This window comes from Mesorhizobium sp. M0802 (assembly GCF_040320115.1).
GTDB lineage: Bacteria > Pseudomonadota > Alphaproteobacteria > Rhizobiales > Rhizobiaceae > Mesorhizobium.
In genome coordinates, this window is the sequence record NZ_JAMYOY010000012.1 from 42867 (window position 1) to 58296 (window position 15430).

The window sequence follows — 15430 nt, forward strand, 5'->3', positions numbered from 1 at the left end:
CAGGTCATGCCGCACCGCAAGTTCCCGCCTGAAGCTCCATCAGAGCTTCGCGGTAAATCAATCCAGTCAAAAAAGAGGCCGGAAATTTCCGGCCTCTTTTCGTTTGTTCGCTAACGCCGTTCGCAGCTCAGTCCGCGTGCACCGGCATCAGCTTCGGGTCTGGCTTTTCGGCGTGGTGCGGCAGGTCCTTGCTGGCGATGAAGGTGTAGAACATCGGCACCACGAACAGGGTGAACATGGTTCCGACCAGGATGCCGGTGAAGATCACGAGGCCCATCGAATAGCGCGCCGCCGCACCAGCACCACTGGACACGATCAGCGGCACGACGCCGAGCGCCATCGCCGCTGTCGTCATCAGGATCGGCCGCAAGCGCACCTTGGCCGAGGCGACGATCGCATCGCGCCGCCTCATGCCATGCAGCTCGCGCTGCTGGTTGGCGAACTCGACCAGAAGAATGCCATGCTTGGTGATCAGACCTATCAGTGTGATCAGGCCGACCTGCGTGTAGATATTGAGCGTTCCAAGCCCCAGATTGAGCGGCACGATGGCGCCAAAGATCGACAGTGGCACCGCCATCATGATGATCAGCGGGTCGCGGAAGCTTTCGAACTGCGCCGCCAGCACCAGATAGATGACGATTACGGCGGCTGCGAACGCGATAAGGATCGTGTTGCCCTGCTCCTTCTCCTGCCGGGACTGGCCGGAATAATCGATGAAGAAGGTATCGGGCAGGCTCTCCTTGGCAAGGTTCTCCAGGGTCTGCAGCCCGTCGCCCGTGGTGACGCCGGGAAGCGGCAGCGCTGATATCGTCGCCGAGTTCAGCTGGTTGAACTGCTCGATCGCGGCCGGCGCGGCGTTGGTCGAAATCTTCACTACCGCTGAAAGCGGCACCATTTCGCCGGTCACGCTACGCACGAAATATTCGCCGAGCTTCTCGGGATTGTCGCGGAATTCCTTCGGCACCTGCGGGATGATGTCGTAGCTGTTGGAGTCGCGGTCGAACTGAGCCACTTCGGCGCCGCCGACCAGCAGCGTCAGCGTCTGGCCGATGTCGGCGATCGGCAGGTTGAGAGCCGCCGCGCGGTCGCGGTCGATGGTCACCGTCACCTGCGGAGCGTCAAAGGACATCGAGTTTTGCACGACGATGAAGCGGCCGGAGGCCTGCGCCTTGTTCTTAATCTGCTCGGCCGCCTCGTAGACCTCGGCGGAACCACCGGTCGAGCGCACCACCATGGAGATCGGCAGGCCGCCGCCGGAGCCCGGCAGCGTCGGCGGCGCGAAGACGAAGGCCTCGACGCCGGCCACCTTGCCGAGGCGTCCCTGGATATCGGCTTGAAGCTCCTTTGAGTTGCGCTGGCGCTCGGCCCAATCCTTGAAGGCGAAGCCGACAAAGGCGCCGTTGGTGGCGCCGCCAAAGGCAACGGCAGAGAATTGCGCCCTGGTTTCGGGAATGTCCTTCACCAGGCCGAGGATCTGGTTGACGTAGGTCTCGGTGTAGTCCGAGGTCGCGTAGCGCGGTGCCGTCACGATCGACAACAGGAAGCCCTGGTCCTCTTCCGGCGCCAGTTCGCTCGAGGTCTTGGTGAACATGAAGCCGGTGAGCGCAACCAGCGCCACGACCATCAGCAGTGTCACCGGTCGATTTCTCAAGGAGGCGGTGACCGCCCGCTCATAGACATGCTCGACACGGCTGAAGGTTCCGTCGACGACGCGCTGGAAGCGACTGTGCGATCCCGCCTTGAGCAGACGCGCCGCCATCATCGGCGTGATGGTGACGGCTATGAGGCCGGACAGCACCACCGAACCGGCGAGCGTCACCGCGAACTCGCGGAACAGCGCGCCGGTCAGGCCGCCGGTGAAGGCCAGCGGCGCGAACACGGCGGCGAGCGTGATGGTCATGGCCACGATGGCGGAGAAAATCTCGCGCATGCCGTTGAAGGCCGCCTGCATCGGCGACATGTGGTCCTCCTCCATGTGGCGATGAATGTTCTCCACCACCACGATAGCGTCGTCGACGACAAGGCCGATGGCCAGCACCATGGCCAGCAGCGACAGAAGGTTGATCGAATAGCCGACCGCAAACAAAAGAAAGCAGACGCCGACCAGCGACAGCGGGATGGTCACGATCGGCATCATCACCGAGCGGAATGAGCCGAGGAACAACAGGATGACCACGACGACGATGGCGACGGCTTCGGCGATGGTCTTGAACACTTCATCGATCGAGGCGCTGATCTGTTCGGTGGAATCGTAGACGATTTCGATGGTCATGCCTTTCGGCAGCGTCTCTTGAATCAAAGGCACGATCTTGTGGATCGCCTCCGCCGTTGTCAGCGGGTTGGCGGCCGGCGTCGGGAAGATGGCGAGGAAGGTGCCGGGCTTGCCATTAAAGCTCACCCTCGTGTCGGTGCTCTCGGCGGCAAGCTCGACTCGCGCCACGTCGCGCAAGCGCACCACCTGGCCGTCCGTCGAGCGCAGCGGAAGCTCGGCAAAGGCCTCAGGCGTCTGCAGCGTCGAGCGAACCGTGATCGAGGAGACGACATATTCGTTCTCGGTGTTGCCGGGCGCCGACAGGAAGTTGGAGTTGTTGATCGCCGCCAGCACTTCGGCGGCGGTGACGCCACGCGCAGCAAGCTTGACCGGGTCGATCCAGACCCGCATCGAATATTCCTCGGCGCCGAAGATCTGCACGTCGGCGACACCTTCGACCGTCGACATGCGGGGCCGCACGACGCGCTCGATATATTCGGTGAGTTGCTCCTTGCTCATGTTCGGATTCTGCATCGAGATGTACATCATCGCGAACTCTTGGCCGGTGCCCTTGACGATGACCGGGTCCTTGGATGCATCCGGCAAGGTGCCGCGTACGCCCTGCACTTTCGACAGGACCTCGGTCAGCGCGACATCCGGATTGGAGCCGAGCTTCATCTGGACGACCACAGTGCTCGAAGACGGCCGGCTGGACGAGGTGACGTAGTCGATGTTCTCGGTCGAGGCGACGGCCCGCGCGATCGGGGCGGAGATGAAGCCCTGGATCAGGTCGGCGCTGGCGCCGGGATAGGCGGTGGTGATGGTGATCGCCGTCTCGTCAACCTTGGGATACTGCCGGATCGACAGGTTGAAGATGCCCTGGAAACCCAGGAGCAGGATCATGCAGGCGAGGACGGTGGAGAGGACCGGCCGGCGAATGAAGATGTCGGAAAAGTTCATTTCTGAGCCTGCTGGTTCGCCGACTTGCTGGGGTCAATGGTGTTGTCGACAGCAACGGACATGCCGTTGAAGAGACGGTTCTGACCGGCGGTGACGACCTCGTCACCGGCCTTGATGCCCTCGATGATCTCGACCATGCCGTCGTTGCGGCGGCCGGGCTTCACGAACACCTGCGACAGCACAAGCGCCGGCTTTTCTGGTTCTGCCGCGGGGTCGACAGCCGGCTTGTCCGCGGGCTTCGCCGCGGCGTCTTCGGCAGCCGGTTTCGCGCCGGCCGGCTTTGCATCTGCGGCCGGCTTTGCCGCGTCGGCCCCTGCGGCAGGCTTTTCCACGGGTTTCGCGGCCGGGGCGCCTTCCGCCGGCTTCGCCGGAACGACGACGAAGACGAAGTCGCCATAGAGGCTCGACGTCAATGCCGTCTGCGGCAAGGACAGAATGTTTTTCTCCTGCGGCAGCTCGACGCGAACCTGGACGAACTGGCCGGGCGTCAGCTTGCCGTCGGGGTTGGCGACCTCGCCGCGGACGGACACCAGGCGGCTTGAAGCGTCGATCTTGGGATCGATGCCGCGAATGGAGCCGGCAAACGGCATGTCGGCGCCGCCGCCGGTGCCGCCGAGGCCGAGCCGCACCGCCTGGCCTATCTTGAGCAGCGGCAGCTGCTGTTCGGGTACCGAGAAATCGACCCGCATGGTGTCCAGATCCTGCAAGGTCACCACTGCGTTGCCGGGCGAGAGATATTGGCCGAGGTCGATCTTGGGGATGCCCACGGTGCCGGCGAACGGCGCCGTCAGCTGCTTCTGATCAAGCACGGCCTGCAGCTTGTTGACCTGCGCGGCGGAGGCCGATGCAGCGGCTTGAGCGGTGTCGAGCGTGGCATCCGTTCCGACGCCGCGCCGCTGCAGCTCCAGCGCGCGTTCGAGCGCCGTCTTGTCGGACACGGACTGCGCCTTGGCCGCGACGAGATCCGCGCGTTCGACGGCATCGTCGAGCTGCAGCAGGACCGAATCGACCGGCACCTTCTGGTTGGCATGGAAAAGGATGTCCTTGACGATGCCGGTGGTCTCGACGGTAAGGTCGACACCGCGCACGGCGCGTACCGTGCCGATCGCCTCGACGCCCGGCGTCCAGTCGGAAGGCTTGACGACAACCGTCGATACGGTCGTCGCCGGCGGCTTCATGGTGGCGAAATACTGTTTGATAGCGTTGTCGCGGAACAGGTTGAAGCCGACAACGCCGACGCACACCAGAGCGAGCAGAAGCAGAATTGCGGTGATAGAGATGAAGCGCTTCACGAACTGTCCCCTCGGCCGATGTCCGGCAAAATAGCCGAATAGCGGGACACTTATCGACGCCAGGTCCCGATTACAAATGACGGCGAACTTACTGTACCGTCTGGACGGTCTTGTCAATTCCGCCTAGGCTGGTGCGGGGGAAGGGATCGATGAAGACCCAAAGGGCAAATTCGCGCGACAAGATACTCGCCGCCGCCGCCGATGTCGCACGCGAGACCGGTCCCGGCAGCCTGTCGCTTGACGCCGTCGCCAGCCGCGCCGGCGTGTCGAAAGGCGGCCTGTTATATAACTTTCCGACCAAGGCCAAGCTGATGCAGGGCCTGGTGGAGAATTACCTGCGCGCGTTCGAGCTGGCGCTGGAATCGGGCCGTGTCGCCGGCGCCAGCGGCGAGAGCCTGCTCGCCACCTATATCCGGCTCTCGGCGGATGATTGCGAGGAGCCGAAGCCGACGGCTTCGTGGATATTCTCGGCGATCGCCGAGGATCCGGATTTCCTGACGCCGATAAAAGCCTTCAAGTCGCAGCTGCTGCAGCGGCTGAAGAGCGAGACGCCGGACCTGAAGACGCTGCTGGTCTGCTTTCTGGCCATCGAAGGGCTGCGCAGCATGAACCTCTTCGATTCCGACGTGCTTTCCGCCGACGAACGCCGCTTGCTGGTATCGGCCCTGCTGGAGATTGCGGGATAGCTCAGGGCGTCGCGGTCGAAGAAGCGATACGGGCCGGGCGGAAAGGACGGTTGGTGAGCGGCATGGCATAGGCACGCATCACGACATCGGCGATTTCAAGCTACAGCCCCCTGATTCGTTGGATTGATGGTTCAGGAATGACTGCGCGAATGCGCGGCCGACTATGTTGCGCCGCACCATAACACTGCCGTGTCAGCCTTGAGACGGCGCTCGGCGAGGCCGGCAAAGCGCGTTTTAGGGCTGTGATCGCGCCGACATATGGTTATGGCATTGTCATGTTGCGGCGCACAAACTATGTGCCTTTGTAGTCCTCCCAACAGTCGCGAGATCTCCATGGGTTCCCTGTCTTCGAAGAATGCGCTCGTCACCGGATCGACCAGCGGCATTGGTCTGGCCATTGCGCGCGCCCTTGCCGCCGAGGGCGCCAACGTCACGATCAACGGCCTTGGCGAAGCCGCGGCGATCGAACAGGAGCGCGCCGGCATCGAGAAGGATTTCGGCGTCCAGTGCCGCTACTCCGGCGCCAACATGATGGACGGCGCAGCGGTGACCGCCATGGTGCACGAAGCCGAGCAGGCCTTGGGCAGCCTTGACATTCTGGTCAACAATGCCGGGATACAGCATGTCGCGCCAATCGAGGAGTTTCCCGATGACAAGTGGGAAGCCATCATCCGCATCAATCTGCTGGCCGCCTTTTACGCGATCAAGGCCGTGGTGCCCGGCATGAAGGCGCGCAAATGGGGCCGCATCATCAATACCGCGTCGGCGCATGCACTGGTCGCCTCGCCGTTCAAGTCGGCTTACGTCTCGGCCAAGCACGGCATAGCGGGTCTGACCAAGACGGTAGCGCTGGAAGTCGCGCAGGACGGCATCACCGTCAACGCCATCGCGCCCGGCTATGTCTGGACGTCACTGGTCGAAAAGCAGATCCCCGACACGATGAAGGCGCGCGGCATGACCGAGGAACAGGTCAAGCACGACGTGCTGCTGGCAGCGCAGCCGACGAAGCAATTCGTCACCGTCGAGGAGCTCGCCGCGCTGACCCTGTTCCTGTGCTCTGACGCAGCCAGACAGATCACCGGCACCACCTTGCCGATGGATGGCGGCTGGACGGCGCAGTAGGCGCGGTCCCCCGGCGCCGCTCTTTCCTTGACAAAGGCGAAGGATCAATCCAGCATTGTGGCAAGGGGTTCCTTCGCGACGACCCCGTGAGGCGTCAGCCCAATGATCGCGTCCAAACTCTCACTCTGGAGGTGGACGCCATGCCGTCAACAACCGCAATCACCGTAGCGCAGCTTTCCCGCCTTGTCGGTCTGTCCGACGCGCCTGTTCTTGTCGATGTCCGCATCGACGAAGACTACGACGCCGATCCGCGCCTGCTTCCGGCCTCGTGCCGGCGCGACTTCAAGTCTGTTTCGAGCTGGGCGGCCGAGTTCACGGGGGCTCATGCTGTCGTCATCTGCCAGAAGGGGCTGAAGCTCTCGCAAGGCGTTGCCGCATGGCTGCGCCATGAGGGCATTGCTGCCGAATCCCTTGAAGGCGGCTTCGAGGCGTGGCAGGCGGCCAAGGGACTTCTGGTCAAGGCCGACAAGATACCGCCCCGCGACGACAAGGGCCGCACGGTCTGGGTGACGCGTGCCCGCCCCAAGGTCGACCGCATCGCCTGTCCCTGGCTGATCCGCCGCTTCGTCGATCCCTCAGCGGTGTTCCTGTTTGTCGAGCCGTCTGAAGTGCTGGCGGCCGCCGATCGGTTTGGGGCAGTTGCCTTCGACATCGACGACGTGTTCTGGAGCCATCGCGGCGAGCGCTGCACCTTCGACACGATGATCGAAGAGTTCGGGTTGCGGTCCGAAGCGCTCGATCGCCTTGCGCTGATCGTGCGTGCAGCCGATACGGCGCGCCTCGATCTCGTACCGCAGGCGGCCGGGTTCCTCGCTGCATCGCTCGGGCTGTCGCGCATGTTCCGCGACGATCTCGAACAGCTTGATGCCGGCATGCTGCTCTACGATGCGTTCTTCAGATGGTGCCGCGATGCCACTGACGAAACCCACAATTGGCCCAGCGCGGGCAAAGCGCCATGAGCGCCCTCGCCGCGGACGACGATGCACAGGCTACCGAGGCTCCGATCGTCCCGACCTTCCGCCAAGCCGCGAAACTGTGGGCAAGGATCGGCCTGCTCTCCTTCGGCGGGCCGGCCGGACAGATCGCGCTGATGCACAAGGAATTGGTCGAGGATCGCCGCTGGATCGGCGAGCAGCGGTTCCTGCATGCGCTCAACTACTGCATGCTTCTGCCAGGCCCCGAGGCACAGCAGCTCGCCATCTATATCGGCTGGCTGCTGCACCGGACCGCCGGCGGCCTCGTCGCGGGCATCCTGTTCGTGCTGCCCGGTGCGTTTGTCATGCTGGGCCTCAGCATCTTCTACGTGCTTTACAATGATGCGCCTGTCATCGAGGCGCTGTTTTTCGGCATCAAGGCGGCGGTGCTGGCCGTCGTCGTCGAGGCGGTCCTCCGCATCGGCAAACGGGCGCTCAAGAACCGGGTGATGGTGGCGATCGCGGTGGCCGCGTTCCTTGCCATCTATGTCATCAGGCTGCCGTTTCCGCTGATCATCTTGGTTGCAGGGCTGACCGGCTGGATCGGCAACCGCTTGGCACCGGCGCGTTTTTCCGGAGCCGCACGCAGCAAGGACAATTTGCCCGATGTCAGGGGCGCCGTCGACGTCATGTTCGAACGCGGCGAACTCGCTCACACCAAGCCGACGAAATGGCACGCGCCGCGCACCATCGCGATCTGGCTGCCGATCTGGCTCGGGCCGGTCGTACTGATCCTGGCGCTGACCGGCCCTGCCAGTGTTTGGGCACAGCTTGGCGGCTTCTTCAGCCTGATGGCGGTGGTCACATTCGGCGGCGCCTACGCCGCGCTCTCCTATGTCGCGCAGGCAGCCGTGACCTCGTTCGGCTGGCTGGCGCCGGGTGAAATGGTCGATGGGCTTGGCCTGGCCGAGACGACGCCGGGACCATTGATCCTGGTGCTGCAATTCGTCGGCTTCGTCGCCGCCTATCGTCACGCCGGTGCGATGGGACCGCTTGTCGCCGGATCGCTCGGCGCATTGCTGACGCTCTGGGTGACGTTCGTGCCGTGCTTCTTCTGGATCTTTCTCGGTGCCCCCTACATCGAAGCGCTGCGCGGCAACAAGGCACTGTCGGCGGCGCTGAGTGCGATCACGGCGGCTGTCGTCGGCGTGGTGATGAACCTTGCGTTGTGGTTCGCACTGCATGTCGTCTTCAGCGCGGTGCACCGCGTTGGCCTGGGGATGGAGGTGCCGGTGCTGTCGTCGCTGGATTGGCGTGCCGCGCTGCTGGCGGCAGCCGCCATGGTCGCCATGCTGAAACTGAGGATCGGCATGCTGCCGACATTGGCCGGCTCGGCGCTGGCCGGACTGGCGCTGCTGGCCTTGCCTGCGTAGCGTTCGAAGGCGCGGCCAGCCATCATCACAGCCGGATTTTTGAGGTATGCCGGGGCGGCGCACAACGGTCGCGGGCGCTGGTAGGATCAGCGCCGGCCCCGGAGATACGCTTTACGTCGAACCCGATACCGCCAAGCTGAACCTGTTCGACGCGGAGAGCGGCGCGCTGGTGAACTGATTTGACGAGGTTGGCCGAGCTGTTCAAAGTCGATCCTGGATCGCACAACGGGATATGACATGGTAGATTCCGATCGGATCGACAAGCTGATCGCAGGGGTGCCCCCTGCCTTGGCGCTTCGTGCCGGGCTGGACCTTGGCATCTTCACCCGGCTCGGCGGCGATGCTGCGACTGCCGACAGCCTTGGGGCAGCGCTCAAAGTCGAGCCCGCTCGTCTGTCGCGGCTCCTCTACGCGCTCGCCAGCATCGGTCTCCTCGAGGTCGAGGATGGTGAGTTTCGCAACGGAGCCGAATCGTCGGAGTTTCTCGACGCGTCCAAGCCGACCTATCGCGGCGGCGATCATGTGCTGCTGCGCGAACTCTGGGGAGCCGACCTTTTGACCGCAGAGTCGCTGCGGCAGAACCGGCCGGCCGCGCTGCACGACTTTTCCGAAGCGGGACCAGAATCCGCAGCGGCCTTCAGCCGCATGCTCGCACCGGGAGGGGTGATTTTCGGCCGAAATCTCGCCCGCGAGCTGGACCTCTCGGCGGTCCGTTCGGTGATCGACATCGGCGGCGGCGCCGGGACCATTCTGGTCGGTCTTCGCGAGCGATGGCCGCATATTGCGGCGACATTGATGGAACTCCCGACGGTCGCGGCGGTCGCACCAGCGACCCTGTCGGAATACGGTGCCGGCGATGTGGTTGTCGAAGAAGGCGACATAACGGTCGCGCCATCGACCGGCCTGCATGACTTGGCGATCCTGAAGGCCGTCGTCCAGGTCCTGCCGCCGGACCAGGCGCGCAGTTCGATCCTGAACGCGGCGCGTTGCCTCACCCGAGGAGGCGAGATCGCAATTGCGGGGTGGGGTGTCGTCGATGACGACCGTCTCGGCCCGCCTGAGGGTGTCTTTCTCAATCTCACCTTCCTGAACCTTTACCGCGCAGGCGAATCGTACACGGAAGGTCAGTATCGCGGGTGGATGGCCGAGGCTGGGTTCCGGGATATCTCCAGGTCGCAGCTGACCGACGGCACCACGTTGTTTCGTGGGCGCCTCACGGACTGATCGTGGCTGCTGGTGATCCCGACAGGAATCGAACCTGTGACCTACAGATTAGGAATCTGCCGCTCTATCCTACTGAGCTACGGGACCACGCGGCCCGACACATAGCCGCTTCCGATCGTTTCGCCAAGAGGCTCGCCGAAGGCAATGAAGAGGCCGGCCGAAGGCTAATCGGCCGGCCTTTCGTCGGGGCAGGTCAGGCTGTCAGCGCCGTTTCGGCCAGTTTCACCCAGTAGCTCATGCCGTGCGGTATGACTTCGTCGTTGAAGTCGTAGGCCGGATGATGGAGGCCGGCGGTCTCGCCATTGCCGATGAAGATGAAGGCGCCAGGTCGGGCTTCCAGCATGTAGGAGAAGTCTTCGCCGCCCATCACCGGCTGGATGGCGCGGTGGACCTGGGTGTCGCCGGCGACATGTGCCGCGACATCGCCGGCAAAGACCGTTTCTTCCGGATGATTGAAGGTCACGGGATAGTTGGCGTCATAGTCGACAGTGATCGTCGCGCCGAAGGCGGTGGCTATTCCTTCGCAGATGGTGCGGATGCGCTCTTCCGACTTCTTGGCGATCTCTTTCTTCAGTGTGCGTACCGTGCCGGCAATCTCGGCGGTCTCGGGAATGACGTTGTAGGCGTCGCCGGCGTGGAACTTCGTCACCGAAACCACCACCGCCTCGACCGGATCGGTGCTGCGCGAAGCGACCGTCTGAAGGGCGCCGACCAACTGGCTGGTGATGACGATCGGGTCGATCGTGCCGTGCGGCATCGCCGCATGGCCACCGCGGCCCTTCACGGTGATGGTGAACTCGGCGGTCGCCGCCATGATCGGGCCCGGCCGGATGGCGAACTGGCCCACCGGCAGGCCCGGCATGTTGTGCATGCCAAAGACGCGCGAAATATCGAAACGCTCCATCATGCCGTCCTTGACCATCTCGTTGCCGCCGCCGCCGCCCTCTTCCGCCGGCTGGAAGATGACCGCGACCGAGCCGGCGAAATTGCGCGTTTCGGTCAGATATTTGGCGGCGCCCAAAAGCATCGCCGTATGGCCGTCATGGCCGCAGGCATGCATTTTGCCAGGAATGGTCGAGGCATAGGGCTTGCCGGTGATCTCGTTGATCGGCAGCGCGTCCATGTCGGCGCGCAAGCCGATGGTCGCGCCTTGCCCCTTGCGGCCATGGATGATGCCGACGACGCCGGTCTTGCCGAGGCCCGTCACCACGTCGTCGCAGCCGAATTCCTTCAGCTTCTCGGTGACGAAGGCGGCGGTCTTGAAGACATCGAAATTCAGTTCTGGCGTTTGGTGCAGATGGCGTCGCCAGCCGGCAACTTCATCCTGCATCTCGGCGGCGCGGTTGAGAATCGGCATAATGGTTCCATCTCGCTGTTGGAGCAGACGATCTGGCCTGCTTGATTGCAATTGTGATTGCCATGCTTGTTGCCATCTTGGCACTTTGCCATCTTGGCGTCACATAGGGTAAATAGCACCCCAGACAATGTGATCCGGAAATTGAGGGCCGGATCAGGTCATGCTGGCCATCGCGTAACGAAATCTTACGGAGCCAGGGGCGACTACGGCAAGAGGCGATTTCGGATTCCATGATGCGGCACAGCCATATCCTCAAATTACTGCTAACGGGCGGCTTGGCGCTACCCATGCTGGCTGGGCCAGCTTTGGCCAATCCGGTGATCCTGTTCGACCTCAACAGCGGCAAGGTTCTGCAGCACCAGGACGCATTCAAGCGCTGGTATCCCGCTTCGCTGAGCAAGCTGATGACCGCCTATGTCACCTTCCGGGCGATTGCCGCCGGCGAGGTCCAGCTCGATTCACCGATCAAGGTGACCAAGCATTCGGCGGGCGAACCGCCGAGCAAGATGGGCTTCAAGCCGGGCTCGGTGATGCGGCTCGACAATGCGTTGAAGATGATGCTGGTCAAATCGGCCAACGATATCGCCATGGCCATCGGCGAAAACATAGGCGGCTCGCAGGTCGGATTCGCCGTTCGCATGAATGCGGAGGCGGCGCGGCTCGGCATGACCGGAACGCATTTCGTCAATCCGAACGGACTGTTTTCGCCGGAGCAGTATACGACGGCGCGCGATCTTGCCCTGCTGGTGATGGCGATCCGCAAGGAATTCCCGCAATACGCCCCCTGGTTCTCGATCGAAGGCCTTGCCGTCGGCAAGAAGGCGATCTCCAACTACAATCTCTTGATCGGGCGCTATCCCGGCGCCGACGGCATGAAAACCGGGTTTGTCTGTCCCTCGGGCTTCAACATGATCGGCTCGGCGACACGCAATGGCCGCACGCTGGTCGCGGTCGTGCTTGGCGAAAAATCGGCGATCAGCCGTGCCGAGACCGCCGCCAGGCTGCTCGACCAGGGCTTTGCCACGCCCGACCCGAACTGGCTCACGGTCGCGGCCATGCCTTCCTATGGCGATACAATGTCACCCAACGACATGCATGATGAGATCTGCAGGAAGAAGGCGCCGCACGAGCAGTCCGAGGCGGCTCCGCCGGTGGCCGCGAAGGGTGCCGACGTGCCGAAATCGCCCTATCAGGAAAAGCTCGACCACGTGCCGACGCTGGTTGCCGTGGGCCTCGGCGGCGCCACCGGGCCGGCGCCGAAGGCGATACTCGACCAGGGCGGCCAGGAATACGCCGATGTGCCGCTGCCGAGCTGGCGGCCAGACATTCCGGCGCCAAAGGGCGCCGAACCGGCCGTGGTGGGCCAGGCAACCGCGGTGCAGGGCGACCAGCTGGTCAAAGCCGCGAACTAGGCGATGGCTGGCTTTCCGATACCCGTCACGGTGGTCACCGGCTTCCTCGGCGCCGGCAAGACGACATTGCTCAACCGGCTGCTCAAAGATCCGGCACTGGTCGACACGGCCGTCATCATCAACGAATTCGGTGAGGTGGCGATCGACCACCTGCTGGTCGAGCAGGCCTCGGACGGCATCATCCAGTTGTCCGACGGCTGTCTGTGCTGCACGGTGCGCGGCGAACTGGTCGATACGCTGGCTGACCTCGTCGACCGGCTGCAGACCGGCCGTATCGCCCGCCTTGCCCGCGTCGTTGTCGAAACCACCGGGCTCGCCGATCCGGCGCCGGTGCTGCAGTCGATCATGGCGCATCCCGCCCTTGTGCAGGCCTTCCGACTTGATGGCGTCATCACGCTGGTCGACGCGGTCAACGGCAATGCGACGCTCGACGGCCATGTCGAGGCGGTCAAGCAGGTGGCGGTCGCCGATCGCATCGTGCTGACCAAGGTCGATCTGGCCAGCGATCCCGGCGACGTCGATGCTTTGCGAACGCGACTCCATCAGCTCAATCCAGGCGCCGTGGTGCTGGACGCCGGCGACGGCCGAACCGGCGTCGCGGCGCTGTTCGATTGCGGCCTCTACAATCCGGCGACCAAATCCGCCGATGTCCGGCGCTGGCTCGGCGAAGAAGCCGCCCATGAGCACCATCATCATCATCATCATGATCATGACCACGGCGAGCATGAGCATCACCACCGCCACGATTCCCGCGTGCGCTCCTACTCGCTGGTCCATGACGGCCCGGTGCCGTTTTCGGCGATCGAGATGTTCCTCGACCTGCTGCGTTCTGCGCATGGCGACAAGCTTTTGCGGATGAAGGGCGTCATCGAGCTTGCGGAGGATCCGTCGCGGCCGCTTGTCGTCCACGGGGTGCAGAAGATCCTGCATCCGCCGGCGCGGCTGCTGGCCTGGCCGGACGGCCAGCGCGGCACCAGGCTGGTGCTGATCACGCTCGATATGCCGGAAGATTATGTGCGCCGGCTGTTTTCCGCCTTCACCAACCGGCCGTCGATCGACACGCCGGATCGCGCGGCGCTGGAGAGCAATCCGCTGGCGATTGCCGGGGGCTGATTGTCAGGCTCGCTCTGCGCCGCGTTCGACCAGGAAGCGGTGGCCGCCGCTGACGGCTGATGTTTCAACAAGCTGGTGGCCAGCGTCGGCGCAAAAGGCGGGGATGTCGATGACCGCCAGCGGGTCGGTGGTCTCCAGCCAAAGCCGGCTGCCCGGCCGCATTGCCGCCAAGCGTTTTTTCGCCTTGAGAACGGGCAGGGGGCAATTCAGGCCCTTGAGGTCATAGATCGCGGTGTGATTTGTTTGTTTGTCTTCATGCATGTCTTTGTCCCAAAACCGCGGCGCACTTTTGGGCGGCATGCATCGGCAAGGCGAAAACCTCAGCCGCCGAACATGCCTAGCAGCTTGTTCTTGATCTTCGACATCCGGCTTTCGTCCGCCGGCGGTTCTGCAGGCGCCGCCTCGACGCTCGCAGTGGCGACCGGCTGCTGGGCGGCCTGCTTGGCTGCTGCCTTTTCGGCCAGCGCTTGGGCCTTTGCCGCTTGCTTTTCGGCCAGTGCCTGGGCCTTGGCGGCTTTCGCGGCTTCGATGGCCGCAACCCGCTGTTCCTCGGCCTTGCGCTTGGCTTCCTTCTCTGCGTCCAGTGCCGCCATCTTGCGGCCGGCCGGCGAATCGATGCGGCCCATGCGCGCCGTCTCGGTCAGCGTGCCGTCGGAATTCAGCGACGGCGGTTCGATCGGCACGCGCTCGCCCCGGGCGCGGCGCTTCGACCAGTCGGAAACGATGCTGGCTTCCTTGATGCCGGCAATGGTTGGCTTGGGCGCCGGCACGCTGGCCTTGACCGCGCCAGTGAAGGCCGCGTCATAGCTGCTTTGATATGCGTTGAGTGCGCTCTTCAGCGAATCGGGCTGCGTGGTCGCGGGGCAGGCGCCAGTCGGATCGAATGTCGTGCCCTCGGGCGCCACCTGGTTGAAGACATAGCGCTTGTCGCAGACATCGACCTTCGGCGGCACCTTGGTGATCTCGAAATTGTCGTAACCGACCTTCAGCATCTTCCAGAACTCATAGTTCGGGTCGTTGCGGTAGCGCGCCATGTTGGCGGCGGTCATGCGGAACGGGAAGGCCTGGATCTGGAACTCGGTCTGGCCGCCCTGGAAGGCATCGCGACCAAAAGCGTAGATCTGCTCGATCTGCGGGTCGGTCATCGAATAACAGCCCGACGACGAGCAGGCGCCGTGCACCATCAGATTGGCGCCGGTGCGGCCATTGGCACGGTCATAGGCGTTGGGATAGCCGATGTTGAAGGACAGATGATAGTTCGAGCGCGGATTCATCTGCGACGGGCGGACCGTATAGAAACCTTCCGGCGCCTGGCGGTCGCCCTCGGTGTATTTTGGGCCGAGCTTGCCCGACCATTTGCAGATATCGTAGCTGGCGACCATCTCGTAGCGGCCGGTGGTCTTGGCCTTCCAGATTTCGAGCTTGCCTTCTTCCTTGAAGATGCGAGCCATCACCGACGAGGTGCGGATCATGCCCTTGGCCTTCATGTCGGCCAGGATCTTGTCCGGCAGCGGTTTGCTGGCTTCCGGCGCAAAATTCTTCATCGAGGAATCGTTGCAGCCGGCAACGCCAAGCGCGGCGATCAGAAGTCCAGTGCGGGCAAGCTTGGTAAACATGGATACGGCTATGTCTTTTTCTCGCGGCACGGCCGGATAGCGCCCGGGCC

General features: G+C 63.6%; 12 protein-coding genes and 1 tRNA gene. 7 read left to right on the plus strand and 6 right to left on the minus strand.

What is annotated here, in order from left to right; all coding sequences use genetic code 11:
- Positions 1 to 127: 127 nt before the first annotated feature.
- Both NKI10_RS17790 and NKI10_RS17795 read right to left on the minus strand, forming a co-directional pair.
- A complete protein-coding gene (locus NKI10_RS17790; RefSeq protein ID WP_023696405.1) occupies positions 128 to 3211 on the minus strand; it encodes an efflux RND transporter permease subunit in 3084 nt (1027 codons plus the stop codon).
- Entirely contained in the window at positions 3208 to 4503 is a 1296-nt protein-coding gene (locus tag NKI10_RS17795) for an efflux RND transporter periplasmic adaptor subunit (protein WP_352861213.1), read from the minus strand. Before NKI10_RS17795 ends, NKI10_RS17790 begins: the two co-directional genes overlap by 4 nt.
- A 149-nt stretch (positions 4504 to 4652) precedes the next feature.
- On the opposite strand from NKI10_RS17795, the gene NKI10_RS17800 reads away from it, so the two are divergent.
- From NKI10_RS17800 to NKI10_RS17820, 5 genes are all read left to right on the plus strand, one after another.
- Positions 4653 to 5189, plus strand: coding sequence for a TetR/AcrR family transcriptional regulator (locus tag NKI10_RS17800; RefSeq protein WP_023693712.1), 537 nt, complete (start codon positions 4653 to 4655; stop codon positions 5187 to 5189).
- Between the two features lie 333 nt (positions 5190 to 5522).
- A complete protein-coding gene (locus tag NKI10_RS17805) occupies positions 5523 to 6311 on the plus strand; it encodes a 3-hydroxybutyrate dehydrogenase (protein ID WP_352861215.1) in 789 nt (262 codons plus the stop codon).
- A gap of 140 nt (positions 6312 to 6451) precedes the next feature.
- The gene (locus NKI10_RS17810) at positions 6452 to 7270 is read left to right on the plus strand and encodes a chromate resistance protein ChrB domain-containing protein (RefSeq protein ID WP_023670055.1); all 819 of its coding nucleotides are present in this window, start codon (positions 6452 to 6454) and stop codon (positions 7268 to 7270) included.
- On the plus strand, positions 7267 to 8658 hold the full coding sequence (gene chrA / locus NKI10_RS17815) for a chromate efflux transporter (RefSeq protein WP_352861217.1): 1392 nt from the start codon (positions 7267 to 7269) through the stop codon (positions 8656 to 8658). Before NKI10_RS17810 ends, chrA begins: the two co-directional genes overlap by 4 nt.
- 237 nt (positions 8659 to 8895) lie before the next feature.
- Positions 8896 to 9882 (plus strand): methyltransferase, encoded by a 987-nt coding sequence (locus tag NKI10_RS17820; RefSeq protein ID WP_352861219.1) that lies wholly within the window; start codon positions 8896 to 8898, stop codon positions 9880 to 9882.
- A gap of 10 nt (positions 9883 to 9892) precedes the next feature.
- Here NKI10_RS17820 and NKI10_RS17825 read toward each other — a convergent pair.
- Both NKI10_RS17825 and NKI10_RS17830 read right to left on the minus strand, forming a co-directional pair.
- A tRNA-Arg gene (locus tag NKI10_RS17825) sits at positions 9893 to 9969 on the minus strand.
- A 106-nt stretch (positions 9970 to 10075) separates the two neighbouring features.
- Positions 10076 to 11239 (minus strand): M20 aminoacylase family protein, encoded by a 1164-nt coding sequence (locus NKI10_RS17830; protein ID WP_352861221.1) that lies wholly within the window; start codon positions 11237 to 11239, stop codon positions 10076 to 10078.
- 233 nt (positions 11240 to 11472) lie between these two features.
- Here NKI10_RS17830 and NKI10_RS17835 point away from each other — a divergent pair, with 233 nt between their 5' ends.
- Positions 11473 to 12651: a D-alanyl-D-alanine carboxypeptidase family protein gene (locus NKI10_RS17835; protein WP_352861223.1), complete on the plus strand. Its 1179-nt coding sequence runs from the start codon at positions 11473 to 11475 to the stop codon at positions 12649 to 12651.
- A 3-nt stretch (positions 12652 to 12654) separates the two neighbouring features.
- Positions 12655 to 13764, plus strand: coding sequence for a CobW family GTP-binding protein (locus NKI10_RS17840; RefSeq protein WP_352861225.1), 1110 nt, complete (start codon positions 12655 to 12657; stop codon positions 13762 to 13764).
- A gap of 3 nt (positions 13765 to 13767) precedes the next feature.
- On the opposite strand, the gene NKI10_RS17845 is transcribed toward NKI10_RS17840, so the two are convergent.
- Together NKI10_RS17845 and NKI10_RS17850 are read right to left on the minus strand one after the other, a co-directional pair.
- Positions 13768 to 14025: a sulfurtransferase TusA family protein gene (locus tag NKI10_RS17845; protein ID WP_352666614.1), complete on the minus strand. Its 258-nt coding sequence runs from the start codon at positions 14023 to 14025 to the stop codon at positions 13768 to 13770.
- A gap of 59 nt (positions 14026 to 14084) precedes the next feature.
- A complete protein-coding gene (locus NKI10_RS17850) occupies positions 14085 to 15380 on the minus strand; it encodes a L,D-transpeptidase family protein (protein WP_352861228.1) in 1296 nt (431 codons plus the stop codon).
- Between the last annotated feature and the right edge of the window lie 50 nt (positions 15381 to 15430).

What these genes read in the sequence shown, in the direction of transcription:
- NKI10_RS17790 (WP_023696405.1), bottom strand. Translation starts at nt 3,211, where the DNA reads ATGAACTTTTCCGACATCTTCATTCGCCGGCCGGTCCTCTCCACCGTC.
- NKI10_RS17800 (WP_023693712.1), top strand. Translation starts at nt 4,653, where the DNA reads ATGAAGACCCAAAGGGCAAATTCGCGCGACAAGATACTCGCCGCCGCC.
- NKI10_RS17805 (WP_352861215.1), top strand. Translation starts at nt 5,523, where the DNA reads ATGGGTTCCCTGTCTTCGAAGAATGCGCTCGTCACCGGATCGACCAGC.
- NKI10_RS17810 (WP_023670055.1), top strand. Translation starts at nt 6,452, where the DNA reads ATGCCGTCAACAACCGCAATCACCGTAGCGCAGCTTTCCCGCCTTGTC.
- chrA (WP_352861217.1), top strand. Translation starts at nt 7,267, where the DNA reads ATGAGCGCCCTCGCCGCGGACGACGATGCACAGGCTACCGAGGCTCCG.
- NKI10_RS17820 (WP_352861219.1), top strand. Translation starts at nt 8,896, where the DNA reads ATGGTAGATTCCGATCGGATCGACAAGCTGATCGCAGGGGTGCCCCCT.
- NKI10_RS17830 (WP_352861221.1), bottom strand. Translation starts at nt 11,239, where the DNA reads ATGCCGATTCTCAACCGCGCCGCCGAGATGCAGGATGAAGTTGCCGGC.
- NKI10_RS17835 (WP_352861223.1), top strand. Translation starts at nt 11,473, where the DNA reads ATGCGGCACAGCCATATCCTCAAATTACTGCTAACGGGCGGCTTGGCG.
- NKI10_RS17840 (WP_352861225.1), top strand. Translation starts at nt 12,655, where the DNA reads ATGGCTGGCTTTCCGATACCCGTCACGGTGGTCACCGGCTTCCTCGGC.
- NKI10_RS17845 (WP_352666614.1), bottom strand. Translation starts at nt 14,025, where the DNA reads ATGCATGAAGACAAACAAACAAATCACACCGCGATCTATGACCTCAAG.
- NKI10_RS17850 (WP_352861228.1), bottom strand. Translation starts at nt 15,380, where the DNA reads ATGTTTACCAAGCTTGCCCGCACTGGACTTCTGATCGCCGCGCTTGGC.